The organism is Comamonas testosteroni, from assembly GCF_030505195.1.
GTDB lineage: Bacteria > Pseudomonadota > Gammaproteobacteria > Burkholderiales > Burkholderiaceae_C > Comamonas > Comamonas testosteroni_G.
Genome location: NZ_CP129672.1, coordinates 4,965,122 through 4,989,686, shown reverse-complemented (window position 1 = coordinate 4,989,686; position 24,565 = coordinate 4,965,122). Strand labels below are relative to the sequence as shown.

General features: G+C 61.4%; 21 protein-coding genes. 4 read left to right on the top strand and 17 right to left on the bottom strand.

Annotated features, from left to right (window positions below; all coding sequences use genetic code 11):
- Positions 1-89: 89 nt before the first annotated feature.
- Positions 90-2,030 (top strand): hybrid sensor histidine kinase/response regulator, encoded by a 1,941-nt coding sequence (locus tag QYQ99_RS22930; RefSeq protein WP_302090158.1) that lies wholly within the window; start codon positions 90-92, stop codon positions 2,028-2,030.
- Positions 2,031-2,108: 78 nt separating this feature from the next.
- Here QYQ99_RS22930 and rlmB read toward each other — a convergent pair whose 3' ends face one another.
- On the bottom strand, positions 2,109-2,879 hold the full coding sequence (gene rlmB / locus QYQ99_RS22925; protein WP_302090157.1) for a 23S rRNA (guanosine(2251)-2'-O)-methyltransferase RlmB: 771 nt from the start codon (positions 2,877-2,879) through the stop codon (positions 2,109-2,111).
- Between the two features lie 292 nt (positions 2,880-3,171).
- Between rlmB and sstT the strand changes: the two genes are divergently transcribed.
- Positions 3,172-4,404: a serine/threonine transporter SstT gene (gene sstT, locus QYQ99_RS22920; RefSeq protein WP_302090156.1), complete on the top strand. Its 1,233-nt coding sequence runs from the start codon at positions 3,172-3,174 to the stop codon at positions 4,402-4,404.
- 99 nt (positions 4,405-4,503) lie between these two features.
- On the opposite strand, the gene QYQ99_RS22915 is transcribed toward sstT, so the two are convergent.
- On the bottom strand, positions 4,504-5,184 hold the full coding sequence (locus QYQ99_RS22915) for an ABC transporter ATP-binding protein (protein ID WP_302090155.1): 681 nt from the start codon (positions 5,182-5,184) through the stop codon (positions 4,504-4,506).
- On the opposite strand from QYQ99_RS22915, the gene QYQ99_RS22910 reads away from it, so the two are divergent.
- On the top strand, positions 5,183-5,914 hold the full coding sequence (locus QYQ99_RS22910; protein WP_302090154.1) for an arylesterase: 732 nt from the start codon (positions 5,183-5,185) through the stop codon (positions 5,912-5,914). The genes QYQ99_RS22915 and QYQ99_RS22910 overlap by 2 nt on opposite strands.
- Before the next feature lie 17 nt (positions 5,915-5,931).
- Here QYQ99_RS22910 and QYQ99_RS22905 read toward each other — a convergent pair whose 3' ends face one another.
- The 5 genes from QYQ99_RS22905 to QYQ99_RS22885 all read right to left on the bottom strand — a co-directional run bounded on the left by QYQ99_RS22905 (position 5,932) and on the right by QYQ99_RS22885 (position 10,454).
- Entirely contained in the window at positions 5,932-6,150 is a 219-nt protein-coding gene (locus QYQ99_RS22905; RefSeq protein WP_302090153.1) for a hypothetical protein, read from the bottom strand.
- 21 nt (positions 6,151-6,171) lie between these two features.
- A complete protein-coding gene (locus QYQ99_RS22900; protein ID WP_302090152.1) occupies positions 6,172-6,969 on the bottom strand; it encodes a DUF2189 domain-containing protein in 798 nt (265 codons plus the stop codon).
- Positions 6,970-7,194: 225 nt separating this feature from the next.
- Positions 7,195-8,418, bottom strand: a complete 1,224-nt coding sequence (locus tag QYQ99_RS22895; protein WP_302090151.1) for a PLP-dependent transferase — start codon at positions 8,416-8,418, stop codon at positions 7,195-7,197.
- An 84-nt stretch (positions 8,419-8,502) separates the two neighbouring features.
- A complete protein-coding gene (locus QYQ99_RS22890) occupies positions 8,503-9,012 on the bottom strand; it encodes a BON domain-containing protein (RefSeq protein ID WP_302090150.1) in 510 nt (169 codons plus the stop codon).
- Positions 9,013-9,188: 176 nt separating this feature from the next.
- Entirely contained in the window at positions 9,189-10,454 is a 1,266-nt protein-coding gene (locus QYQ99_RS22885; protein WP_302090149.1) for an MFS transporter, read from the bottom strand.
- A 274-nt stretch (positions 10,455-10,728) separates the two neighbouring features.
- Here QYQ99_RS22885 and QYQ99_RS22880 point away from each other — a divergent pair, with 274 nt between their 5' ends.
- Positions 10,729-11,760: a patatin-like phospholipase family protein gene (locus tag QYQ99_RS22880; protein ID WP_302090148.1), complete on the top strand. Its 1,032-nt coding sequence runs from the start codon at positions 10,729-10,731 to the stop codon at positions 11,758-11,760.
- Between the two features lie 60 nt (positions 11,761-11,820).
- On the opposite strand, the gene QYQ99_RS22875 is transcribed toward QYQ99_RS22880, so the two are convergent.
- From QYQ99_RS22875 to QYQ99_RS22830, 10 genes are all read right to left on the bottom strand, one after another.
- A complete protein-coding gene (locus tag QYQ99_RS22875; RefSeq protein ID WP_302090147.1) occupies positions 11,821-13,680 on the bottom strand; it encodes an acyl-CoA dehydrogenase in 1,860 nt (619 codons plus the stop codon).
- A 137-nt stretch (positions 13,681-13,817) separates the two neighbouring features.
- The gene (locus QYQ99_RS22870) at positions 13,818-14,993 is read right to left on the bottom strand and encodes an acetyl-CoA C-acyltransferase (protein ID WP_302090146.1); all 1,176 of its coding nucleotides are present in this window, start codon (positions 14,991-14,993) and stop codon (positions 13,818-13,820) included.
- A 45-nt stretch (positions 14,994-15,038) separates the two neighbouring features.
- The gene (locus QYQ99_RS22865) at positions 15,039-17,138 is read right to left on the bottom strand and encodes a 3-hydroxyacyl-CoA dehydrogenase NAD-binding domain-containing protein (RefSeq protein WP_302090145.1); all 2,100 of its coding nucleotides are present in this window, start codon (positions 17,136-17,138) and stop codon (positions 15,039-15,041) included.
- A 243-nt stretch (positions 17,139-17,381) separates the two neighbouring features.
- The gene (locus tag QYQ99_RS22860; RefSeq protein ID WP_302090144.1) at positions 17,382-18,077 is read right to left on the bottom strand and encodes an ABC transporter ATP-binding protein; all 696 of its coding nucleotides are present in this window, start codon (positions 18,075-18,077) and stop codon (positions 17,382-17,384) included.
- A gap of 1 nt (position 18,078) precedes the next feature.
- Positions 18,079-18,897, bottom strand: a complete 819-nt coding sequence (locus tag QYQ99_RS22855) for an ABC transporter ATP-binding protein (RefSeq protein ID WP_302090143.1) — start codon at positions 18,895-18,897, stop codon at positions 18,079-18,081.
- A 3-nt stretch (positions 18,898-18,900) separates the two neighbouring features.
- On the bottom strand, positions 18,901-20,241 hold the full coding sequence (locus QYQ99_RS22850; protein WP_302090142.1) for a branched-chain amino acid ABC transporter permease: 1,341 nt from the start codon (positions 20,239-20,241) through the stop codon (positions 18,901-18,903).
- 3 nt (positions 20,242-20,244) lie between these two features.
- Positions 20,245-21,198 (bottom strand): branched-chain amino acid ABC transporter permease, encoded by a 954-nt coding sequence (locus QYQ99_RS22845; RefSeq protein WP_302090141.1) that lies wholly within the window; start codon positions 21,196-21,198, stop codon positions 20,245-20,247.
- A gap of 112 nt (positions 21,199-21,310) precedes the next feature.
- The gene (locus tag QYQ99_RS22840; protein WP_302090140.1) at positions 21,311-22,546 is read right to left on the bottom strand and encodes a branched-chain amino acid ABC transporter substrate-binding protein; all 1,236 of its coding nucleotides are present in this window, start codon (positions 22,544-22,546) and stop codon (positions 21,311-21,313) included.
- Positions 22,547-22,775: 229 nt separating this feature from the next.
- Entirely contained in the window at positions 22,776-24,011 is a 1,236-nt protein-coding gene (locus tag QYQ99_RS22835; RefSeq protein WP_302090139.1) for a branched-chain amino acid ABC transporter substrate-binding protein, read from the bottom strand.
- 187 nt (positions 24,012-24,198) lie between these two features.
- Positions 24,199-24,483: a hypothetical protein gene (locus tag QYQ99_RS22830; protein WP_302090138.1), complete on the bottom strand. Its 285-nt coding sequence runs from the start codon at positions 24,481-24,483 to the stop codon at positions 24,199-24,201.
- Positions 24,484-24,565: the final 82 nt, after the last annotated feature.

Sequence of the window (24,565 nt, the reverse complement as noted above, 5' to 3'; positions counted from 1 at the left end):
CTATAACCTCAAAAAACAAGTTGCAACGTGGAATACTTGAATTTATCTGCGGAGCTTCTTCTTTGCCTGATATTGCACCACACCAGCATATGAACGAATCGGGCCAACTGTTCGCACTTCAGCAAGCCATGACGCCTGCAGCATTGGCATGGGGTCTTGTTGATGTCCAAACGTTGGAGCTGCGCTTTGCCAATCCTGCATTGCAGCGCCTTCTGCAACCCAGCCACCAGCCCCCCGGCATACCCCAACGCGAGATTCTGGAAACAGCCAGGCTCGCTATCAGGCAGTGCATGGAAACAGGCCTGGAAGCGACTGCAAACCTGCCCGATCACCCTGGGCTCTGGCATTTTTCACCGATTCAAGGCGCTGGCACGACAGAAGCGGTGCAATGCTATGTACTGCCTACCGAAACCTCGTTTCGTGAACCCGATGAAGAACTCGGGCTGGGACATGTCAACCGCTTTGAGGCCTTTCTGGACCACCTGCCCTACCAGGTCTGGATTGCAACACCCCATGGAGAAGTGACCTGGCTCAACCGGGCCCTGCATGAATACGCCTACCGGGAAGTACGCCTCCTGAGCCTGCGCGAAGGCATCTGGATTGATATCGTGCATCCCGACGATCTGGCGGCCGTCAACACCGGGCTGTCACGCGCCCTGATCACCGAAAAATCGACAGGATACCGGCTGCGCATCAAGCGCCATGACGGCCAGTACCACTGGTTTTTTTCGTCGCTGTCTCCCGTCAAGAATGCGCAGGGCAGGATTCTCTACTGGGTCGGCGCCAACCTGAGCATAGACAGCGTCCGGCAGTCCGAGAATCAACTGCGCGACCAGATCACCACGCTGAGCCACCAGCTGAGGCTCAAGCAGCAGGCGCTGGATCAGGCCGAGACCTACCTCGCGCAGGCCCAGAAGATGGGCATGGTGAACCAGCTGTCTGCCGGCGTCGCGCACGACATGAAGAACCTGCTTTTCATCACCGGCCTGCATGCCGGCATGCTGGAAAAGCAGTTGGGTGAGCCCGAGCAGCTCGAGCATGTGGATGTGATACTCAACACCATCCAGAAAGCAGGCAGCCTGGCATCGCATCTGACGGGGTTCAGCAGTCGCAAATCCATGCAGCTGGCTGCTGCCGACCCCCGTGCGCTGGTACAGGATCTGGAGCCGCTGCTGAGCAAGGCCGTCGGCCAGAACGCTGAATTGCAGCTGCATATGGCAAGCAGCATCTGGCCCATCAGCGTGGACAAGCTGTATTTCGAGAACTCGCTGATCAATCTCTGCATCAATGCGCGTGATGCCACCGAAGAGCACGGCCAGATCACGCTGACAGCGGAGAACGTGTTGCTCAAGCGCGCCAGCCATGCGGGCGACTACGTAATGATCAGCGTGGCCGACAACGGCACGGGAATGAGTGAAGAGATCAAGGCCCGCATCTTCGAGATGTTCTTCACCACCAAGCCCGAAGGCAAGGGCGCGGGCCTGGGCCTGCCCATGGTCAAGAACTTCATGGACCACGTCCAGGGCCTGATCGAGGTGGAAAGCACCCCAGGCCTGGGCACCATCGTGAGCCTGTACTTTCCGCGCGCACAACCGGTCATACCGCAGAGCCCGCAAGCCTCGGCCCCTGCGGGCCGGCAGGAAACGATTTTGCTCATCGAGCCCGATCTGGCCACACGCAATGCCATGGCCCAGGTGCTCTACGGACTTGGTTATCAAGTCGTGACCGCATATTTACCCGAAGTCGCGCTGCGCTATATCAACAGCGGCATGAAGGTGGATCTCATCATTGCCGCCGATGAGTTTTCCGGTGCCTTGAGCATCGCGAAAATGCAGGAAAAGCTGGCGCGGGAGAATGTTCTCATTCCGCTCATTCTCATGACAAGCAGCGAAGAGGCCGAAGTGCCGCATGCTCAGGAATGCCGCTATGTGGTGCTCAGCAAGCCCATGGAGATTGGTGAGCTGGCACGCACCGTACAGCGCATGCTGCATCCGGACTGCAAGACGCCAGCCGATCTGCCTGCCGTCTGAGAACGACTCGGCCGGAGCTTCAAAAAAGGCGCTGCTGCTCTCGCAGCCGCGCCTTGCTTCAGTACCCGGAAAGCCGACTCAGGCCTTGATCGCAACGGCTGCGGCCAGGCGCTGGCGCAACGCCTCATACAGGCATACCCCGCTGGCGACCGACACGTTCAGGCTTTCCACCGCGCCCTGCATGGGGATGCTGACCAGCGCATCGCAGGTCTTGCGGGTGAGCTGGCGCATTCCATCGCCCTCGGCCCCCAGCACCAGCGCTGTCGGGCCAGTCAGATCCATCTGATAGAGATGTTTGTCGGCATCGCCGCTGGTACCGATGATCCAGATGCCGCGCTCCTTGAGTTCCTTGAGCGTGCGCGCCAGATTGGTGACCATGAAGTAAGGCACGGTCTCGGCCGCACCACTGGCCACCTTGGCCACGGTGGCGTTGATGCCGGCCGCGTGATCCTTGGGAGCGATCACGGCATGCACGCCGGCGCCATCTGCCACACGCAGGCAGGCACCCAGATTGTGCGGATCAGTCACGCCGTCGAGCACCAGCAGCAGCGGGGCCTTCACCCCCTCCTCCTGCAGGTCGTCGAGCAGCTCATCGAGCGTGCGCGTGTCCTTGACTTCTTCCACGCGTGCAGCCACGCCTTGATGGCCGTGAGAGCCAGCCAGCTTGGCAATGCGCAGGGCATCAGCCTCGATCAGACGCACACCGGCTTCCTTGGCCCGCTCCAGAAACTGGCGCATGCGCGCATCGCGACGCGAAGCCTCGAAATAGACTTCAATGATGGATTGGGGGGCGGTCTTCAGACGCACGCCTACGGCGTGAAAGCCGAAAAGAACTTTGGGGGACGACATGGGGCCACATTATCCCGGCGTTTACGGCAGACCTGAGACTCGCAGGGCCATGTCTGGGCTGACAGCTGAGGTTTTCCATTGCCGCTACACTGCGCCCCCAACGGGCAAGGCACCGGCTCATCAGGCAGCACCAGCATGGCTTTTGCCGAGTGCGAGTCTTTACATGAAGCTCCACTGCCACCCAGAACGACTGGCAACAGGCTTGAGCCTGTTGCCCCTGCATTCACGCAACAGCCTCTTCATGTCGCTTGCGTGCTTGTATCCCCCTCCAATCCCATAACGAATACCCAGCATGCTCAACGCCTTGCTCGATTGGTTCAACCGCACCAGCCTGGTGCTGCAGATTGTGATTGCCCTGGTTCTGGGCGGCCTGGTGGCCTGGCTATGGCCCGCAGCCGCCCAGCCGGTTTCCCTGTTGGGCAGCTTGTTCATCGCCGCGCTCAAGGCTGTCGCTCCGGTTCTGGTGCTGCTGCTGGTCATGGCGGCCGTCAGCAGCCACCGCCCCGGCCAGCCAACGCAAATCAAGCCCGTGCTCTGGCTGTACGTCCTCGGCACACTGGCGGCGGCCTGTGTGGCCGTTGCAGCCAGCGCGCTCTTTCCCTCGGTGATTCACTTTCGTGAAGCGCCCAAAGTCCAGAGCGTGCCCGGCGAGATCAGCCAGGTGCTGAGCACCGTCGTCCAAAGCCTGTTCGACAACCCCGTCCATGCATTGCTGAACGCCAACTACATCGGCATTTTGGCCTGGGCTATTGCGTTGGGCCTGGCACTACGCCACGCCACACCCACCACCCGCACCATGGTGGATGACTTTAGCCATGCCATCACCCGCGTGATTCAAGGCGTGATTCGCCTGGCCCCCTTCGGCATCTTCGGCCTGGTGGTCGCCACCTTCTCCTCCGGCGGGCTGGAAGCACTCAAGGACTACGCCCATCTGCTGGCCGTGCTGGTCGGCAGCATGGTGTTTGTGGCATTGGTGATCAACCCAGTCATTGTCTGGACACAGACTCGCCGCAATCCCTACCCGCTGGTGCTGACCTGCCTGCGCGAAAGCGCAGTGACCGCCTTCTTCACGCGCAGCTCGGGAGCCAATATTCCCGTCAATCTGGCCTTGGCCCAGAAGCTCAGGCTCGACGAGAACACCTACAGCATCTCCATCCCGCTGGGCGCCACCATCAATATGGCCGGCGCTGCCGTCACCATCAGCGTGCTGACACTGGCCGCTGCCCATACGCTCAATATCTCGGTGGACATCCCCACGGCCATATTGCTGTGCGTGGTCTCTGCGGTCTGCGCCTGCGGTGCCTCGGGCGTACCCGGTGGCTCGCTGCTGCTGATTCCGCTGGCCTGCAGCCTGTTCAACATCCCCAACGATGTGGCCATGCAGGTGGTGGGGGTCGGCTATGTGATCGGCGTGATTCAGGACTCGACCGAGACAGCCCTCAATTCCTCGACCGACGTGCTGTTTACCGCAGCCGCCTGCCGCGCCGCAGAGCGCAGGGCCGGACTGGAAGTCGCGCGCATCTGAGGCTTGAGCTCAGAGACTGCTGATTGAATCGCTGCAAGCGCTTGTTTGATAAGCGCAAAAATCCCCAAAGGCCTGTGATCACACAGGCCTTTTTGTTTTTCAGACAGAGCGCCCGGCTTCTATGGTGATGCTGCGATCACATTGCGCCGCAATCTCGCGATCATGCGTAACCAGAATCAGGGTCGTGCCGCGCTCGCGGTTGAGTGCAAACATCAGCTCCATGATGGTCTGGCCCGTGGCGAAGTCCAGGCTCCCAGTGGGCTCGTCGGCCAGCAGCACGGCCGGCTCCACCACAAAAGCACGCGCCAGGGCCACGCGCTGCTGCTCGCCACCCGACATCAGCCTGGGATAGTGATTGAGACGCTGACCCAGGCCCACACGCTCCATCATCTGCGAAGCCCGTGCCCTCGCTTCGCGCTGACCCGCCAGCTCCAGCGGCAGCATGACGTTTTCCAGAGCCGTGAGATTGCCCAGCAACTGAAAGCTCTGGAAGACAAAGCCCATCTTCTGCGCCCGCACCGCCGCCCGGTCGTCCTCGCTGAGTGCAAACAGATCCTGGCCCAGCAGGCGGACCGTGCCGTGACTGGGGGTATCGAGGCCGGCCAGAATCGACAGCAAAGTGCTTTTACCCGAGCCAGAGGCCCCCACAATGGCAACTGTTTCACCGGCCGTGAAACTCAGATTGATATCCCGCAAAATATCCAGCACGCCTGTGGAATCGCTCACCGATTTGGACAGTTGCTCAACGGCAATCAAAGGAATGGCAAGAGTTTTGGACATGAATCAATTGGATAGCAAAAACGTCAAGAGTCGCAGCCAGCACTTTGCGCTGCAGCGCCGTCACTGTATCGCTGTTGCTCTGACGCTCGCCATTTCAGGGGCTTGCGGTGCGGCAGTAGCCTCATCGCCTGCCAGAAACAAGGAGCCGGCCAAGGCCGCTGCCGGCGCGAAACCCGGCCCGGTGCTGGTGCTTGGCGACTCCCTGAGCGCAGAATACGGCCTGACACGCGGCAAGGGCTGGGTGCAGTTGCTGCAGCAGCGCATGAGTGATGAAAAAAACCCGCGCAAGGTGGTCAATGCCAGTATCAGCGGCGAGACCACGGCCGGCGGCAGAGCGCGCCTGGCGTCGCTGCTCAGGCAGCATGAACCCGGCATCGTTATTCTGGAGCTGGGCGGCAACGACGCATTGCGCGGCCTGGCGCTGCAGAGCACACAGCAGAATCTGGAAGTCATGATCAAGGCAGCCAGGGAGGCCGGGGCCCAGGTACTGCTGGTGGGCATGCAGGTACCGCCCAACTATGGAGCGGCATATACCGAGCAATTTGCCGATATGTTCAGGAGCATTGCCGACGCGCAAAAGCTGCCGCTGGTGCCGTTTCTGCTGTCGGGCATCGGCGATGCTGCGGACGCCGAACGATGGTTTCAGAGCGACCGCATTCACCCCAATGCCCAGGCCCAGCCCCAGATGCTGGCCAATGTCTGGCCCAAGCTCAAGCCCCTGCTGAAATAAGCGACCGCCGCGCGGCCTCAGTCGCCGCCGCCTCCGCCATCACCGCCAGAGTCCCCGCCGTCCGAGCTGCAGGCACTCTCGTGGCTGCCCGAGCCGCAAAAATAGCTGTCGTTGAAGACGTCGCTGCCGTCTTCGCGGCTGCTCGCCGAAGTCCAGGCCAGCGGCGAATCGGTGCTGTGGCCCGAAGCGCCTGGCTGGGGCGTAAAGACTTTTTTCAACCAGTTCCAGAACTCCATGACATTCCCCCTCATTGCGCCTCAAGCAGCTTCCTCCTTGCTCTCGGCGCGGACGCTGGCTTTATAGGCATGCCAGCTGGCGCAACCCAGCAGCGGCCCGATGACGATCAGACCTGTACTGTAGAAGAGCAGCGAGACCGCAATCAACACGGTGATGATCAGCCCCCACAGCAACATCACACCCGTGTTGGCCCCCACCACGCGCATGCTGGTGATGCAGGCCGTCAAGGCATCGGTATCCAGATCGAGAATGGCGGGCAGTGAAACCACCATGCTGGCAAACACCAAGGCAGCAAATATCCCGCCAACTGCGGTGTAGCCCAGCAGGAACTCCCAGTTCTCGGGGCGCACCAGGGTCTGCAGCAGGGTGGCCGTACTGGGCATGCCGGTATCGAACGAGATGGCGAACACCACCATGGCGGCGCGCCCCCAGAGCATCTCCAGCACCATCAACACCATGACCAGCATGCCCATGCTGGCCAGATGCTTGTCCCAGCAGGTCAACGACTGCGACAGCAGCACGGGCTTGCCCTGCTCCAGCTGCTTGCTGACGTAGTACAGGCCCATGGCCATGAAGGGGCCGACCAGCAGACAGCCGCTGGCCATGGACATCACATATTCGGGGCTGGCGCGAAACACCCAGGCCAGCAGCCGCGCCATGCCCCAGAAACACAGGCCGTAGAACAGCGCAATCATGGGTGCGCGCCGCACATCGCCCAGACCGCGCACCAGCCATTGCCAGGGCTCGCTCCAGCGCAGCTGCAGAATCTGCAGATTGCCGGACTCGGCCTTGACCTCGGAAACAGGGGAAGCTTGCATGCGAGATCCTCCTTGGCGCCCGTGCCGCGCCTCGGTGGCGGCAGCTGACAGGAACAAGTTACCCGCTCGACCCTGAATCTGCATTGCGGAAAGCCCGCATGTCAGCCCTCCCGCATTTTTACTATGAAAATAAGAGCTTATAGCGCCTACCCACTATTGATTTCAGACAACAATGATACTAAAGTCTTTTATTCATAATCGCTTAAAGCTCCTATTTAGATAGCATCAATCAAAGGCCTTGAGCAGCGCCTGGGCCAGATCGGCCTGCAGATCGCTCGTATCTTCGAGGCCGATGGCAAAGCGCACCACGGTCCCCGCCTTGATATGGGGTGTGGCACGGCTGCGCATCTCGGGCAGCTCATAGGGCACGACCAGGCTCACAGGCCCGCCCCAGCTATAGCCCAGCTTGAACAGGCGCAGGCTGTCGCAGAAGCGATCCAAGGCAGCCTGGTCGAAGCGCTCGTCGATGACCACGCTGAACAGACCGGCTGCCACGCCATCCTGGCCCTGCCCTTGTCCGCACAGCTGCTTCCAGTAAGCATGGCCCGGGGCGTCAGGCATGGCGGGGTGCAAGACCTGCACCACCGCACTCTGGGTGGCCAGCCACTGTGCCAGCTGGCGTGCCGAGCGATCCTGTGCGTGATAGCGCAGGCCGATACTGGGCAGGCTGCGCAACACGGCTTCGGCGTCGTTGCCGCTCACGCCCAGACCCAGGCGCATGTGCGCGAGCTTGATGCGCATATGCAGGGGCTGGTTGCGCGTGATGATGCTGCCCATCAGCACATCACCGCCGCCGCTGGGGTATTTGGTCAGGGCATGGACCGTGACATCGACGCCCAGGCTGCCATCGCCCAGCAGGTCGAAGGGGCGAAAAGCCAGACCCGCGCCCCAGGTGTTGTCCAGCACCATGGTCACGCCCCTGGCCCGGCACAGGCGCACCTGCTCGACGAGATTCGGGAACTCCATGGTCACCGAGCCCGGAGCCTCCAGCCAGACCAGCTTGGTGGCCGGCGTGATCTTGGCCGCCAGGTCTTCGACGCTCATGGGGTCGTAGTACTGATGGCGAATGCCGAAATGGGCAAGTTCGCCCTCGGTCAGCGTCTTGTTGGGACCGTATACGTTATCGGGCACCAGCACCTCGTCGCCCGTCCTGAGCAGCGCCAACGACACCGTGGCAATCGCGGCCAGGCCGCTGGGCACCAGCAGGCACTGCAGCCCCCCCTCCAGCGAGGCCAGACGCTCTTCCAGTGCGTAGGTCGTGGGCGTGCCATGCAGACCGTAGGTGTAGCTGCTCTTGTCCAGCCAACGGCGTTCGCGCATGGCCTGCACATTCTCGAAGTACACGGTCGAGGCCTTGTGCACGGCAGGCTGAGGGCCTTCGAAGTCCGTGGGTGGCTTGTAAGGGTGGTGGATCAGATGGGTGGAGAGCTTGTGGTCGGCTTGGGTCATGCCCTGATCTTAGTGCCATGCAGCCACAAAAAAGCCAGAGGGCTTGCGCGCTCTGGCTTCATGCGAGATGCAGTCTGAAAGGTCTCAGCCAGCCTTCACAGTCAGATTGTTGTTGACCGAGGTCACGCCCTTGGCGGCCTTGGCAATCTCGCCGGCCTGGGCCTTCACGGCTTCGCTGGGCACGGTGCCGGTCAAGGTCACTGCGCCGCCCTTGGTGTCCACATTGATCTGCAGAGCGCTGATTTCCGGGGCCTTGATCAAATCGGTCTTGACGGCCGCGGTGATGCCGGCGTCATCGAGGGCAGCACCCGCCTTGGCAGCGCCTTCCTCCATCTTGTTGCCAGCCTTTTCCATGGCGGCACCAGTAGCCTCACCAGCCTTGGCCAATGCATCAGCGGCTGCATCGCCGGCCTTGGCCGTACCTTCTTCAATCTTGCTGCCAGCATTTTCCGCAGCCTTCTCGGTCTGGGAAATGGCGGAATCGAGCTTCTGGCCAGCGGTCTTGTTGTCCTCGGACTTGCCGCAGGCAGCCAAGCCAAAGGCCAAGGCGGTAATGGCCAGAACTTGGGCGGAACGCTTGAACATATTGGTCATATCGATTTCTCCCTTAATGCTTGCAAAAACATGACAGTTAACTGTAACCAGGCACCATTTTGTCCCGGATACGAACTTTTCCCGCATCCCTGTAGGACAAATTTGTCCGAATTTGTGACATTTAATTAATAAAAGTCATCTTCTGTAATTGACAGAAACGAGCTGCAAGCCTGCTCTCAGTTCACAGCCTCCCGCATGCGCGGATGGCGCGCAAATGCCAACCCCAGCAGGGTAGCCAACAGCATGACGAAACCGGCAAACAGGCTCACGGCCAGCGTAATGCTCCAGCGGTCGGCGATCCAGCCCACGGCCAACATGGGCAGCATGGAGCCGAGCAGACCTATGGTCTGGTAGGTGGACAACAGGCCGGCCCGGTTGTCGGGCCTGGCAAGACGGCCCACCATGGTCATGCCGGCCAGCATACACATGCCATGCCCCAGTGCCGTCAAGCCCACGCCCAAGATGAACAGCAGCGTCGAGCGCATCTGCAGGTTCCACATCAGCATGGCGTTGCTCAGCACCAGCAGCGCCATGCCGGCAAAACCGCAGCGGTGCAGCGGCAATTTCGCAGCCACCAGCTGAATGCCCGCTGAGACGAGCAAGATCACCGCAATGGCCGTACCGCTGACCACTGGGCCGCGCCAGGGAATCATCTGCTGTAGAAACAGCGGTGCCATGGAGGCATACAGCCCGAATACGCCGAACGCCACGAACGGATAGCCGCAGGTCAGTGCAAAAGCCAGGGAATCCTCGCGCACAGGCCAGGTCAGCCGCGGCAGGCAGTCCCGCCAGTGCAGACGTCCGGGGGCCTGCCCCGGCTGGCCCGCATCCCGCTGCACCGACTCCGGCAGCTTGAGCGTGACAACGCCCGCCACACCGATGCAGCCCAGCACCAGCGGCACCAGATAGGCCGTCGTCAAGGGCTGAGGCAGCCACTGCCCCGCCATGCCGCCGATCAAGGGCCCCAGACCAAAGCCCAGCACATTGAGAAAGCTGGCCACCATGGCCACGCGCTGAGGCTGCAGACGGGTGACTCCGTCAGCCGCCAGCAGCGTCAGTCCCGTGGTGGCGCTGATGGTGATGAGGCTTGACGACACCCCCACCATGAAGCGCCCGACGATCAGACTGGGCAGATTCCAGGCCAGCATGGAGATCAGGGTGCCCGCCAGCGTCAGGCACAGGAAGCACAGCATCACGCGCTCAAAGCCGATGCGGTCAGGCAGGCGCCCCAGAAACAGCAGGGCGCACAGCCCGCCGCACATATAGAGCACATAGATCAGCGAGATATCGCTGGGCCGCAACTGCCAGGCTTGCTGATAGAGCGCATAAAGCGGACTGATCAGCGCCGCCCCCAGCACTCCCACTACCAGGCCGAAGCCCACCCACCAGACCGAGGCCTGTGCCATTGTGGCGCCGGCCTGCCATATATTGCTTTGCGACATTTGCTGCCTCTTGATCGGGCCGGGCCTGCGACAGGGACAGGGCGACAGGCGTTCGTCCTGTCGCGCCGTCAGAGCGGGCCAGCTACTTGCTTGTGATGAGAACATTGTCTGCAAAGCCACATCGGCACGCATAGGCCAAACAAAGGATACATGCCCCAAGCCATTTGCAGCCAAGCACAGGCAGCTATGCTTTTTGACGATCAAAACCAGCACGTCAACGCATCAAACACCCGTCGCTATACTTTGCGCCCTAATGACAGCAGGATTTCCCGGCATGCGCCTGAACGTTTTTTTGCGCCCCTTGGTCTGTTTGAGTCTGCTTGGCCTTGCCGCCTGCGGCAGCAATCCCCCCAGCCCCGCAGCGACGCCCGAGCCGCCCACCGCAACCACATCAGCCCCCCCGATCAAGATCGGCCTGGCGCTGGGCGGCGGCGCGGCCAAGGGCTTTGCCCATATCGGCGTCATCAAGATGCTCGAGGCCAATGGCCTCACGCCCTCGTTCGTGGCCGGCACCAGCGCCGGCAGCGTGGTGGGTGCGCTCTATGCAAGCGGCATGAACGCCTTTGAGCTGCAGGAAAAAGCCGTGGCCCTGGACGAAGCCAAGATTCGCGACCTGCAGCTGTCCGCTGGCGGTCTGGTACTGGGGCAAAAGCTCGAAGACTATGTCAACGAACAGGTGCACCGCAAGCCGCTGGAGCAGATGGCCAAGCCCTTTGTCGCCATCTCCACGCGCCTGGAAGACGGTGAACGCACGGTGTTCGCACGTGGCAATGTGGGCCAGGCCGTGCGCGCATCCAGCAGCGTGCCGGGCGTGTTCCAGCCCGTCACCATCGGCAAGTACCACTATGTGGACGGCGGCATTGTCAGCCCCGTGCCGGTGGATGCCGTGCGCAATCTGGGGGCCGACATCGTGATCGCCGTGGACATCTCCAACAAGGCCAGCGGCAAGACTCCGGCCAATATGCTGGGAGCGCTCAATCAGTCGATTGCCATCATGGGCCAGAAGCTGGGCCAGGCCGAGCTGGCGCGAGCCGACATCATCATTCGTCCCAAGGTGCTGGACATCGGCCCGGCCGACTTCGCGCAGCGCAGCCATGCGATTGTGGAAGGCGAGAAGGCCGCCACTGCACTGATGCCGCAGATTCGCGAACGCATCGCCCAGCTGCGCGCCGAACGCGCCAAGGCCACTCAGGTCGCGCAGCAAAAGGCCTCCGAAGCCAGCTATCAGGACTGCCTGAAGCAGCGATCCAGCCTTCAGAAGCTGTCCGGCATGGTGGGTATGAGCGGCAACTGCGAAAAGCCCTGAGCTGAACCTGCCCCATGAAAAAGGCCCGCTGACGCGGGCCTTTTTGCAGCGCTGCGAGGCTCAGAACGCCTCTTCCTCCATCGCTGCGCAGGTCATGTCGCGCGCCTTGACCACCTGTAGCCAGGCGCCGATGCGCGGCAACTCGTAGTGGAAGAAGTAGCGCTGCGCCGCCATGCTGCCGCGATGAGCCGCAATCGCCAGATCCTTGTCCATGGCCAGTACGGCCAGTGCCACATCCAGCCAGATCCAGGCCAGCACCAGATGACCGAAGGCCTGCATATAGGGCACGGCATTGGCCAGTGCCTCCTGCGGATTGCCCGTGGCCCAAGCCGCCTTGGTGGTTGATCCAACATCGGCCAGCGCACGCGCCAGCTGGTTGGCATAGGTGCCCAGCCTCTCATGCTGCATGGCTCGCTGAATGGTCACGTTGATGCGGGCCGCCAGCAGCTGCAGGCCCTTGCCGCCGTCCATGACAACCTTGCGGCCCAGCAGGTCCATGGCCTGAATGCCATGTGTGCCCTCGTGAATCATGTTCAGGCGGTTGTCGCGCCAGTACTGCTCGACCGCGAAGTCGCGCGTATAGCCATAGCCGCCATGGATCTGGATGGCCAGCGAATTGGCCTCCAGGCAGAACTCGCTGGGCCAGCTCTTGGCCACCGGTGTCAACACCTCCAGCAGCAGCCTGGCTTCTGCCGCCTCCTCGCTCTGGCCGGTGTACTGCTCGTCCACCAACCTGGCGCACAGCAGGTTCAGGGCCAGCGCACCTTCGCAATAGGCCTTCTGTGCCAGCAGCATGCGTTTGACGTCGGCATGCTCGATGATGCGCGACTGCGGCCGGCTCGCATCCTTGCCGCCCTCGCCTATGGGCCTGCCCTGTGGGCGGCTTTGCGCATATTCGAGACTGGCGTGGTAGCCGGCCATGCCCAGCATGGAGGCCGCCATGCCGATGGAGATGCGCGCCTCGTTCATCATGTGGAACATGCATTTGAGGCCCTCCCCGGGCTTGCCGACCAGATAGCCTATGGCGCCCGCACCGCGGCCGTCCAGGCCCCCGCCACTCTGGCCGCGCACCGGGTATTTGCCTTCGCCAAAATTGAGCAAGGTATTGGTCGTTCCGCGCCAGCCCAGCTTGTGGTTGAGGCCCGCCAGAGCCACGTCGTTGCGCTCGCCGGTCAGCCGGCCCTCGGCATCGACCAGCTTCTTGGGCACGATGAACAGCGAAATGCCCTTCACGCCGGCAATCGTCTTGCCATCGGCGCCCGCAATCTTGGCCAGCACCAGATGCACAATATTCTCGGTCATCTCGTGGTCGCCCGAGCTGATCCACATCTTGTTGCCCTTGAGGCGATAGCGCGGCCCCAGTGCGTCGCTCTCATGCTCGATGCCATCGGGCTCTGCGCGCGTGGCGATGTCCGACAGCGACGAGCCCGCCTGCGGCTCGGACAAGGCCATGGTGCCGGCCCAGCGGCCATTGAACTCGTTGGCGGCAAAGACTTTTTTCTGGCGCTCGGTGCCATGGGCCATGATGGCGTTGGCATTGCCCGAGGTCAGCATGTTCGAGCCAATGCTGATGGAGGCCGCTGCGAAAAAGCAGTTGGCCGCCGCCTCCACGGTATAGGGCAGCTGCATGCCGCCCATCTCGTAGTCCTGGGCCGCGCTGAGCATGCCCGATTCGGCATAGGCCTCGCGGGCTTCATAGGTGCATTGAGGCAGGATGACTTTTTCGCCGTCGAACTGCGGCTCCTGCAGATCCACCGTGCGGTTGAAGGGCGCGTATTTCTCGCGCGCAATGCGCTCGCAGGTGTCCATCACCGCATCGAAAGTGTCGCGCGAATGATCGGCAAAGCGGGGGCGGCTGGTCAGTCCTTCGGCCTGCAGCCAGTCGTAGAGCAGAAAGTCAATGGTGGAACGCAGGCGCATAAATTACCCATAAAAACAGGCTTAAACGCTTATAAGTAAAGCGATTGAAGCTATCAAATTCATAAATCCAGAGGAGAGAAAAGCCGTCTCCAGCCCCAACTCAAGGTGGCCAGAAGACGGCTTGATCCAAGCCCTGCTTACAGGACTTCAAACACGCCTGCCGCGCCCATGCCGCCGCCGATGCACATGGTCACGCAGACACGCTTGGCACCACGGCGCTTGCCTTCGATCAGCGCATGACCCGTCAGGCGCTGGCCCGAGACACCATAGGGGTGGCCCACGGCAATCGCGCCGCCGTTAACGTTGAGCCTGTCAGCCGGAATGCCCAGCTTGTCGCGGCAGTAGATGACCTGCACGGCAAAGGCTTCGTTGAGCTCCCACAGGTCGATATCGTTGATCGACAGACCCAGCTTCTTGAGCACCTTGGGAATGGCATAGATGGGGCCGATGCCCATCTCATCAGGCTCGCAGCCGGCCACGGCAAAGCCCAGGAAACGGCCCAGGGGCTTGAGGCCCTTGCGCGAGGCGTATTCCTCGCTGACCACGGCGCAGGCACCGGCACCGTCGGAGAACTGGCTCGCATTGCCGGCGGTAATCACCCCGCCGGGCAGCGCGCTGCGCAGACCGCTGATGCCTTCCTTGGTCGTGCCCTCGCGAATGCCCTCATCCTTGCTCACGATCACCTCCTTGGTGACCATGCCACGCACCTTGTCCACCACGCCCATAACGGTCTTCATGGGGGCGATCTCGGCTTCGAACAGGCCGGCCGCCTGTGCCGCAGCCGCTTTCTGCTGGCTGGAGGCACCGTACTCGTCCTGGGCATCGCGGCTGATGTGGTAGCGCTTGGCCACCTGCTCGGCAGTCTGCAGCATGCTCCAGTAGATCTCGGGCTTCATGGCCGTCAGCTCGGGATCGAAGGCCATGTGCTGATTCAGATGGGGCTGCACGCAGGAGATGCTCTCCAGGCCACCGGCCACCAGCACCTCGTTCTCGCCCGCGATGATGCGCTGGGCAGCCAGCGCAATCGCCTGCAGACCCGAGGAGCAGAAGCGGTTGATGGTCAGGCCCGATGTCGTGACCGGCAGACCTGCACGCATGGCAATCAGACGGGCGACGTTGCCGCCGGTCGTGCCTTCGGGCAGGGACATGCCCATGATCACGTCCTCGACCTCGGCACCCTCGATACCTGCGCGCTCCACTGCGGCCTTGACCGCATGGGCACCCATGCTGGGACCGTAAGTCATGTTGAAAGCGCCCTTCCAGCTCTTGGCCAGCGGAGTGCGCGCGGTAGAAACAATCACTGCGGATGTCATGTTCTGTCCTTTGATTCTGGGTGTTTCGTGGCAGATCGTCCGCGCCTAGCTGAACTGCTTGCCTTCGGCGGCCAGCTTGGCCAGCAACGGTGCGGGCTGCCAGAACTTGGCATCGTCGTTGGGGTTCTGGGCAAAGCGACCCATGGCTTGAACCACGTTGAACAGGCCGACCTCGCCCGCATAGTGCATGGGGCCGCCGCGCCACAGCGGAAAGCCGTAGCCGGTCAGATACACCATGTCGATATCGCCGGACTTGCTGGCAATACCGTCTTCCAGAATCTGCGCGCCTTCGTTGACCAGCGCAAAGACCAGGCGCTGCACGATTTCCTCGTCGGAGATCTTGCGCGGCGTGATGCCCAGACTCTTGCGGTGCTCGTCGATCATCTTGGCCACCACCTCCGAAGGGATGGCATCGCGCTTGCCAGGCACATAGTCATACCAGCCCGCACCAGTCTTCTGGCCGAAGCGGCCCAGCTCGCACAGGCGGTCCGCACTGGCGCTGTACTTCATATCAGGCTTCTCGACATAACGGCGCTTGCGAATCGCCCAACCGATGTCGTTGCCCGCCAGATCGCCCATGCGGAACGGGCCCATGGCAAAGCCGAACTTCTCGATGGCCTTGTCCACCTGCTGTGGCGATGCACCTTCGTCCAGCAGGAAGCCGGCCTGGCGCGAGTACTGCTCGATCATGCGATTGCCGATGAAGCCGTCGCAGACGCCGGAGACCACGGCCGTCTTCTTGATCTTCTTGGCCACCTTCATCACCGTGGCCAACACATCCTTGGCCGTGGCCTTGCCGCGCACCACTTCCAGCAGCTTCATCACATTGGCGGGACTGAAGAAATGCATGCCCACCACGTCCTGGGGACGCTTGGTGAAGGCGGCGATCCTGTCCACATCGAGCGTGGAAGTGTTGGATGCCAGAATCGCACCGGGCTTGGCCACTTCATCGAGCTGCTTGAAGACCTGCTCCTTCACGCCCAGCTCCTCGAACACGGCCTCGATGATGAGGTCGGCATTCTTCAGATCGCCATAGTTGAGCGTGGTGGACAGCAGGCCCATGCGCTGCTCGTACTTCTGCTCGGAGAGCTTGCCCTTCTTGACCTGGGCTTCGTAGTTCTTGCGGATGGTCGCCACGCCGCGGTCCAGGGCTTCCTGCTTGGTCTCCAGAATCGTGACGGGAATGCCCGCATTCAGGAAGTTCATGGAGATGCCGCCGCCCATGGTGCCGGCGCCGATCACGCCCACGGCCCGGATCTCGCGCACCGGTGTATCGCCGGGCACGTCAGGGATCTTGGAGGCGGCACGCTCGGCCATGAACAGATGGCGCAGCGAACGCGACTCAGGCGTCATCATCAGCTGCATGAAGGCTTCGCGCTCGGCCACCATGCCGTCGTCGAATTTCTTGGTCGTGGCGTTCTTGACGGCTTCCAGGCAGCGCATGGGCGCATGGAAGTTCTTGGACATGCCCTGCACCATGGTGGCGGCAAACTCGAAATAGGCCTCGCCCTGGGGATGCTTGCAGGACAGGTCGCGCACACGCGGCAGCGGGCGGACGTCAGCGACCTCCAGCGCCAAGGCCTTGGCCTCGGCCAGCAGCGTCTCGGCCGATGCAGACATCTTGTTGAACAGCTTCTGGCCGGGCAGCATGGCCAGCATTTCGCTCATCACGGTCTCGCCGCTGACGATCATGTTCAGAGCGGCTTCCACACCCAGTGCGCGCGGCAGGCGCTGGGTGCCGCCGGCGCCCGGCAGCAGACCCAGCTTGACCTCGGGCAGTGCCACAGCCGTGCCGGGGGCGGCAATGCGGTAGTGGCAGCCCAGCGCCAGCTCCAGCCCGCCACCCATGCAGACGCTGTGAATCGCGGCAATCAAAGGTTTGGTCGACAGGTCCAGCTGCTGGATGACCGAGATCAGATGCGGCTCACGGTAGGCATCTTCCTTGCCGAACTCGGTGATATCGGCTCCGCCGGAAAAGGCCTTGCCGGCCCCGGTAATGACGATGGCCTTGACGGCGTCATCCGCCAGAGCCTGACGCAAACCTTCAACCACACCGCGCCTGGTAGCCAGACCCAGGCCGTTGACCGGCGGGTTGCTCAAGGTAATGACGGCGATGGCTCCGTCCACTTTGTATTCAGCAGTCATGCTGTTGTCCCCTGTTCAATAAATAGAAAAGAACGGTCGTGCGTTTTTTATTTTCCGAGTTTTGCTGCGTTGCGCAACTGATGCTTGTCCTGAGCGAGACAGCTCACAGAATGAGCACACCTCATGTCAGAGACATCAAGCAAGGGCCTGGGCGGCCCCACCGCCCCGCAGCAAGGTGTCGTCCCCCTCCCGCAAAGCGAGAGAGAGGGGGAAGCGGTAAAGCCGCTCAAGGGGTGTATCGGCTCACACCTCCAGCCACTCCTTGCGAACCTTTTCGTTCGCTCTGAGGGTCTCGGGGGTGCCGTCAAACACGATATGTCCGTGGCCCATGACCAGCGCCCGATCCGAGATATTCATGGCGATGGTGAGCTTTTGCTCGATCAGCAGCACGGACACGCCGCGATCCTTGATCTTCTTGAGGTACTCGCCCACCAGCTCCACGATCTTGGGCGCCAGCCCTTCCGTGGGTTCGTCGATGATGATGAGATCCGGATCGCCCATCAGCGTGCGGCAGAGCGTGAGCATCTGCTGCTCGCCGCCCGACATCACGCCGGCCTCGGTGTGCTGGCGCTCCTTGAGGCGGGGAAACATGGCATACATGTCGTCAAAGCCCCAGCGGCTGCCTTTGCCCTTGCCTTTCTGCCCCAGCATCAGGTTCTGATGCACGGTCAGATTGGGGAATACGTCACGACTTTCGGGCACATAGCCGATACCCAGATGGGCCACCTCATAGGCTTTTTTGCCGTTCAGGTTCTTGCCTTTCCAGTCCAGCGCTCCCTCCCAGTGCACCAGCCCCATGATGGCCTTGGCCGTGGTGGAGCGGCCCGAGCCGTTGCGCCCCAGCAGGGCCACGATCTCGCCCGCATGGACCTCGAAGTCCACGCCATGCAGCACATGGCTTTTGCCGTAGTAGGCATGCAAATCGTTGATCTTCAGCATCTCAATGCGCTCCTGCCTGTTGGTCTGCGACGGAAGATCCCAGATATGCTTCCTGCACTCTGGCGTTGGCACGCACGGCTTCGGGCGTGTCATAGGCGATGACCTCGCCATAGACCACCACGGCAATCTTGTCCGCGAGCCCGAAGACCACGCCCATGTCGTGCTCCACGGTCAGCAGCGTCTTGCCTTCGGTGACTTTCTTGATCAGCTGTATGAAATGCGCGGTTTCGCTGTTGCTCATGCCGGCCGTGGGTTCGTCCAGCAGGATGACGCTGGCACCGCCACCGATGGTGATGCCGATCTCCAGCGCACGCTGCTCCGCATAGGTCAGGTTCACCGCCAGCGTGTCGCGCTTGCGGTGCAGCCCGATCATCTCCATCAGCTCGTTGGCGCGTTCGTTGGCGTCATGCAGATTGGAGAGAAAGCGCCAGAAGCTGTAGCGATAGCCCAGGCTCCAGAGCACGCTGCAGCGCAGATTTTCAAACACCGAAAGCTTGGGAAAGATGTTCGTGATCTGAAAGCTGCGCGACAGTCCCATGCGATTGATTTCGAAAGGCTTTTTGCCGTCAATGCGCTGGCCGTGCAGCAGCACCTCGCCGCTGCTGGGCTCGAAACGGCCGCTGATGAGATTGAACAACGTGCTCTTGCCCGCACCGTTGGGGCCGATGATGGCGATGCGTTCGCCGGCATTGACCGCCAGATTGGCGCCGCGGATGATTTCGGTCTTGCCGAAGCTCTTGCGCAGATCGCGCAGCTCCAGCGCATGAGAGGACTGCTGCACCGCTTGCGCAGCCGGTTGATGGATGGCGATGCTGGACATGGTTCAGCCCTCCCCTTTCTTGATGCTTTCTTCAATCGCTTCCTGTATGCGGCCCCAGCGACGGGCCGTCAGTCGGCGCACGCCCTCCAACAGCCCCAGGCCCACCACGAACACCACAATCGCCACTGTCCAGGTGGCAGCAGCACCGGTGTCCAGCTCGGCTCCCATGAACGGCACCTTGGGGCCCAGAGCCGCATTGAGCTGCATGTGATAGATCATCTCGATCAGCGACGCAGCGCCGATCACCGTCACAGTTCCCGCCGCCAGAATGCCCAGATAGGGCATCAGCAGGCGCTTGAAATGGCCGAACTTGGCGACACGCAGATTCATCATGATCAGGCTGGCCACACCGCCGGGGGCATACATGACCATGAGCAGGAACACCAGGCCCAGGTACAGCAGCCAGGCCTTGGTCAGCTCGGACAGCAGCACCGATGCCAGCACCAGCAGCACGGCACCGATGATGGGGCCGAAGAAGAAGGTGGCTCCGCCCAGGAAGGTGAACAGCAGATAGCCTCCCGAGCGAACCACGCTGACGCTGTCCATGGCCGTGATGATCTCGAAATTGATGGCCGTCAGCCCACCGCCGATGCCGGCGAAAAAGCCTGCAATGATGAAGGCGAAGTAGCGCACGCGCTGGGTGTTGTAGCCCACGAACTCGACACGCTCGGGGTTGTCGCGCACGGCGTTCAGCATGCGCCCCAGCGGCGTGCCGGTAAAGGCAAACATGGCAGCAGTGCAGACAAAGCAATACACGGCAATCAGGTAATACACCTGCAGGCCCGAGCCGAAATCCAGTCCGAAGAACTTGCTGTAGACCCGGTCCGTGGTAATGCCGCCCTCGCCGCCGAAGAACTCGGGAAACATCAGCGCCATGGAGGCCACCAGCTCTCCCAGACCCATGGTGATCATGGCAAAGGTGGTGCCGGATTTCTTGGTCGTCACATATCCGAAGAGCGCGGCGAAGAACATGCCCGCAAGGCCGCCCACAATGGGAATCAGCACCAGCGGAATGGCCATCTCGCCTGCAGCGGCCTTGTTCATGGCATGAATGGCCAGGAACGAACCCAGGCCGGTATAGACCGCATGCCCGAAGCTCAGCATGCCGCCCTGCCCCAGCAGAATGTTGTAGGACAGACAGATGATGATCAGATAGCCGATCTGGCTGAGCATGGTCAGGGCCAGCGAGCTGGTGAAGATCAGCGGTGCCACGATCAGCGCCAGCGCAAACAGGCCCCAGATCAGAATTCGCCCTATGTTCAAGGGCTTGAAGCGGTAATGCCCCTGGTTCCGAGCTTTGTCGGCAGCAGAAGAATTCATGGATGTTTTTGCAATCGAAGACATGGCTCAATCCCCTCTGGTACCCAGCAAGCCCTTGGGGCGGAAGATCAGAATCAGCACCAGGAACAGGTAAGGCAGAATCGGCGCGACCTGCGACAGCGTCAGCCGCAGCACGGGCCAGCCGAAGGTGGACTCATTGACCTGATGGCCCATGGAGGCGAACAGGCCAGCCAGAGACCAGTCCAGTGCCACGGCAAAGGTCTGCAACACGCCGATCAGCAGCGAGGCCACGAAAGCACCGGCCAGCGAACCCATGCCGCCGACCACCACCACCACGAAAATGATGGAGCCCACGGAGGCCGCCATGGCGGGCTCGGTCACATAGGTGTTGCCGCCAATCACTCCGGCCAGACCGGCCAGCGCGCAGCCGCCGCCGAACACCAGCATGAACACGCGCGGCACGTTGTGGCCCAGCGCCTCCACCATTTCGGGGTTCTTGAGCGCCGCCTGAATCACCAGGCCGATGCGTGTGCGCGTCAGCAGCAGCCAGACAGCCACCAGCATCAGCAGCGCCACCAGCATCACAAAGGAACGCGACTTGGGGAACTGTGTGCCATACAAGGTGAACAGCGGCCCCTGCAGCGCCGATGGCAACGCATAAGGCACGGTGCCGCGCCCCCAGACCAGCTGCACCACCTCAAGAATCAGATAGGACAGACCAAAAGTCACCAGCAACTCGGGCACATGGCCATATTTGTGCACGCGGCGCAGGCTGTAGCGCTCGAACAGCGCCCCCAGCACGCCCACCAGCAGCGGGCTGAAAAAGAGCGCGGGCCAGAACCCGATGACGCCGCTGAGCGTGTATGCGAAGTACGCACCCAGCATGTAGAAACTGGTGTGAGCGAAATTAAGCACACCCATCATGCTGAAGATCAGCGTCAGGCCCGAGCTGAGCATGAAAAGCAACAGCCCGTAGCTCACGCCGTTGAGCATGGATATGGTGAAAAATTCAGGCGTCATCGACTTGCCTTGTTCTCATGAGCAAAAAGACCGCTGCAGCACTGCACCTGTTATGCGTTCTTGTCGGTGCGGATGCTGCAGCACGAGGGAAAGCGAGATATGCGAGCCTGACTCAGGACGGACGCTTCATCTGGCAACTGGTGGGCGTGCTGGCCACATAGGGCTCGTAGTACTTCACGGGGGCGAAGGTGTAGCCGGTGTTTTCGGCGTCATAGGGGAACTTGCCGCCCGCCTTCTGCCACTTCGAGATATACAGGCCCTGCTGCAGCTGGTGGTCGCTCTTGCGCATCTCAACATCGCCGTTGAAGCTCTTGAGCTTCATGCCCTCGAGCGCTGCCGCAACCTTGACCGGGTCGGTGGAGCCCGTCTTGACAAAGGCCGCATCCAGCAAGGCGAAGACATGGTAGATTGAGCTTTGCGTCAGGTCGTCGTTGAATTTCTTCTTGAAGCTTTCCATGCTGGCCTGAATCGGCGCGCCCATGTTGTAGTGCCCGTAGGTCACGGTATAGACCTTGCCGTCGGAGGCCGCGCCCATGGCCGTGGGAGCGCCGGCGCCAAATGCGTAATAGGTATAGAACTTGACGTTGTTCAGCCCCGCGTCGTTGGCCGCCTTGAGCAGCAGCGACAGATCCGCGCCCCAGTTGCCGGTGATCACGGTATCGGCTCCCGACTGCTTGATCTTGGCCACATAGGGCGCGAAGTCGCGCACCTGGGCCAGCGGAGAAAAGTCATCGCCCACGATCTGCACATCGGGACGCTTTCTCTTGAGCAAGTCCTTGGCGAACTTGGACACCTGCTGGCCATGCCCGTAGTTCTGGTTGATCAGATAGACCTTCTTGACCTCGGCATCGTCCTTCATGAAGGTGGTCAGCGCCTCCATCTTCATGGAGGTATCGGCATCGAGCCGGAAATGCCAGTAGCTGCACTTGCTGTTGGTCAGGTCGGGATCCACGGCCGCGTAGTTGAGATAGAGCAGCTCCTTGCCCTTGTTGCGGCTGTTGTGCTTTTCCAGCGCATCCATGATGGCCAGCGCCGGGCCCGAGCCATTGCCCTGCGTCACATAGCGCACGCCCTGATCCATGGCCGAGCGCAGCGCGGCCGTGGTCTCCTGCGGGCTGAGCTTGTTGTCCAGCGCCACGATCTCGAACTTCACCCCCGAGGCATTTTTCTTGTTGAACTCCTCCGCCAGCAACTGAAAGGTCTTGAGCTGATTCGTTCCCACGGCAGCCATCAGACCCGACAAGGGATCAATCCAGGCGATCTTGACGGTTTCGCCCTTCTGAGCCCAGGCTCCACCTGCACTCACTGCCATGGCCGAGACGGCCACTGCGCGTATAACCCATTTCATACTTGTCTCCTTTCACCATTTTTGCTAGCAACTTACGCCAATCTACCGGCCGGTAGACTTTTTCCCGCTGGGGAAAGCCTTAGGAACTATCACGCATGCGACTTGCCGGGCCGATTCGCGGCAGTTGGCGACACTTGCGCGACAGCTGCTCGCACTTGCAGACGAATGAAATCCGGGAACAAAAAAGGACGCCACCAGGGCGCCCCGAATATCGATCCCGCCTCCCCGCTCAGGACGGGCGCTTCATCTGGCAACTGGTGGGGGTGCTGGCCACATAGGGCTCGAAGTACTTCACAGGTGCAAAGGTATAGCCCGTGTTCTCGGAGTCCATGGGGTATTTGCCGCCGGCCTTCTCCCAGCGCGCGATGTACAGGCCCTGCTGCAACTGGTGATCGCTCTTGCGCATCTCGACCTCGCCGTTGTAGTTCTGGAACTTCATGCCCTCCATGGTCGCCGCGACCTTGACCGGGTCGGTGGTCTTGGCCTTGGCAAAAGCCTGGTCGAGCATGTTCAGCCCCGTGTACACGGTACCGGTGTACATGTCCTCGTTGACCTTGGCCTTGAAGCCCTTGACGATCTTGTCCATGGCACCGGGCATGTTCAGGTGGCCATAGCCCACCATATAGACCTTGCCTGCCGCCGCTGCGCCCATGGCCGTGGGCGCGCCCGTGGCAATGCCGTAATAGGTGTAGAACTTGACGTTGTTCAGGCCCGCGTCGTTGGCGGCCTTGATCAGCAGCGCCAGGTCCGAGCCCCAGTTGCCGGTGATCACCGTATCGGCGCCCGACTGCTTGATCTTGGCCACATAGGGCGCAAAGTCACGTACCTGAGCCAGTGGCGAGAAGTCATCACCCACGATTTCCACATCGGGGCGTTTGCGCTTGAGCATCTCCTTGGCGAACTTGGACACCTGCTGACCATGCGAGTAGTTCTGGTTGATCAGATAGACCTTCTTGACCTCAGGCACGTCCTTCATATAGGTGGTCAAAGCCTCCATCTTCATGGAAGTGTCGGCATCGAGCCGGAAATGCCAGTAGCTGCACTTGCTGTTGGTCAGGTCCGGATCTACCGCCGCATAGTTGAGGAACACGACCTCCTTGCCCTTGTTGCGGCTGTTGTGCTTTTCCAGCGCATCCATGATGGCCAGCGCCGGGCCCGAGCCATTACCCTGGAACACATAGCGCACACCCTGATCCATGGCCGAGCGCAGCGCGGCCGTTGTCTCCTGCGGGCTGAGCTTGTTGTCGATGCCGATGATTTCGAACTTCACCCCCGAAGCACTGCTCTTGTTGATTTCCTCAGCCACATACTGCAGGCTTTTGAGCTGATTGGATCCCAGCGCTGCCATCAGGCCCGAGAGCGGGTCAATCCAGGCGACCTTGACGGTCTCACCCTTCTGCGCCATCGCACTCCCCGCGCACGCCAGGATCACCGATGCTGTCAAAGCCTTGATTGCAAACTTCATAGAGCGTCTCCGTTGGTGGTTATGAGCGACGCCCAGCCTAAAGGGCAAGCCAGCGCCTGCGGCCTGGGGGTTGCCCTAGCGCATATCACATTGGTGACTGCAGGGTTTACCTCAGGCCACAACTTCAAAAACAATAGCTGGCTTCTCTCTCCCATAAGGGGCTAGAGGCACTTTAGACTTCAAAAGTCTAGAGAGGTAGCTGGCTTTCCGTCAGCGGCAGGCCGCTGGAGCTGCTCAGCACCTGAGGCTCAGGCAACTCCCTGCCATCCAGAAGCGGGCCTACCTCGCGCATCAGCGAATCGAAGCTCAGCCTGTCGGTCTTGACCCGGGCCAAAAGCTCCTTCACGCCGGGCAGCTGATCAAAGCGCGCGCCCGCCATCAGCGCCAGGCACAGAGAGTTGAGCAGGTCACGTGTGCCCGATAGCCCCTGGCGGCGTGCAAACACCAGTTGCTGACGCACAAACCAGTGCATGGCCAGTGGCGGCAATTTGTCGCGCAGATCGATCTGAATGGCCCGGCCGCCCAGACAAAAAAGCCATCATCTCGCGATGATG

Excerpts from the sequence above, each read along its gene's own strand:
- QYQ99_RS22905 (WP_302090153.1), bottom strand. The coding sequence starts at position 6,150 with ATGGAGTTCTGGAACTGGTTGAAAAAAGTCTTTACGCCCCAGCCAGGC.
- QYQ99_RS22930 (WP_302090158.1), top strand. The coding sequence starts at position 90 with ATGAACGAATCGGGCCAACTGTTCGCACTTCAGCAAGCCATGACGCCT.
- QYQ99_RS22915 (WP_302090155.1), bottom strand. The coding sequence starts at position 5,184 with ATGTCCAAAACTCTTGCCATTCCTTTGATTGCCGTTGAGCAACTGTCC.
- rlmB (WP_302090157.1), bottom strand. The coding sequence starts at position 2,879 with ATGTCGTCCCCCAAAGTTCTTTTCGGCTTTCACGCCGTAGGCGTGCGT.
- QYQ99_RS22880 (WP_302090148.1), top strand. The coding sequence starts at position 10,729 with ATGCGCCTGAACGTTTTTTTGCGCCCCTTGGTCTGTTTGAGTCTGCTT.
- QYQ99_RS22855 (WP_302090143.1), bottom strand. The coding sequence starts at position 18,897 with ATGTCCAGCATCGCCATCCATCAACCGGCTGCGCAAGCGGTGCAGCAG.
- QYQ99_RS22875 (WP_302090147.1), bottom strand. The coding sequence starts at position 13,680 with ATGCGCCTGCGTTCCACCATTGACTTTCTGCTCTACGACTGGCTGCAG.
- QYQ99_RS22830 (WP_302090138.1), bottom strand. The coding sequence starts at position 24,483 with ATGCACTGGTTTGTGCGTCAGCAACTGGTGTTTGCACGCCGCCAGGGG.
- QYQ99_RS22895 (WP_302090151.1), bottom strand. The coding sequence starts at position 8,418 with ATGACCCAAGCCGACCACAAGCTCTCCACCCATCTGATCCACCACCCT.
- QYQ99_RS22890 (WP_302090150.1), bottom strand. The coding sequence starts at position 9,012 with ATGACCAATATGTTCAAGCGTTCCGCCCAAGTTCTGGCCATTACCGCC.
- QYQ99_RS22865 (WP_302090145.1), bottom strand. The coding sequence starts at position 17,138 with ATGACTGCTGAATACAAAGTGGACGGAGCCATCGCCGTCATTACCTTG.
- QYQ99_RS22910 (WP_302090154.1), top strand. The coding sequence starts at position 5,183 with ATGAATCAATTGGATAGCAAAAACGTCAAGAGTCGCAGCCAGCACTTT.
- QYQ99_RS22900 (WP_302090152.1), bottom strand. The coding sequence starts at position 6,969 with ATGCAAGCTTCCCCTGTTTCCGAGGTCAAGGCCGAGTCCGGCAATCTG.
- QYQ99_RS22835 (WP_302090139.1), bottom strand. The coding sequence starts at position 24,011 with ATGAAGTTTGCAATCAAGGCTTTGACAGCATCGGTGATCCTGGCGTGC.
- QYQ99_RS22885 (WP_302090149.1), bottom strand. The coding sequence starts at position 10,454 with ATGTCGCAAAGCAATATATGGCAGGCCGGCGCCACAATGGCACAGGCC.
- sstT (WP_302090156.1), top strand. The coding sequence starts at position 3,172 with ATGCTCAACGCCTTGCTCGATTGGTTCAACCGCACCAGCCTGGTGCTG.
- QYQ99_RS22845 (WP_302090141.1), bottom strand. The coding sequence starts at position 21,198 with ATGACGCCTGAATTTTTCACCATATCCATGCTCAACGGCGTGAGCTAC.
- QYQ99_RS22840 (WP_302090140.1), bottom strand. The coding sequence starts at position 22,546 with ATGAAATGGGTTATACGCGCAGTGGCCGTCTCGGCCATGGCAGTGAGT.
- QYQ99_RS22850 (WP_302090142.1), bottom strand. The coding sequence starts at position 20,241 with ATGTCTTCGATTGCAAAAACATCCATGAATTCTTCTGCTGCCGACAAA.
- QYQ99_RS22870 (WP_302090146.1), bottom strand. The coding sequence starts at position 14,993 with ATGACATCCGCAGTGATTGTTTCTACCGCGCGCACTCCGCTGGCCAAG.
- QYQ99_RS22860 (WP_302090144.1), bottom strand. The coding sequence starts at position 18,077 with ATGCTGAAGATCAACGATTTGCATGCCTACTACGGCAAAAGCCATGTG.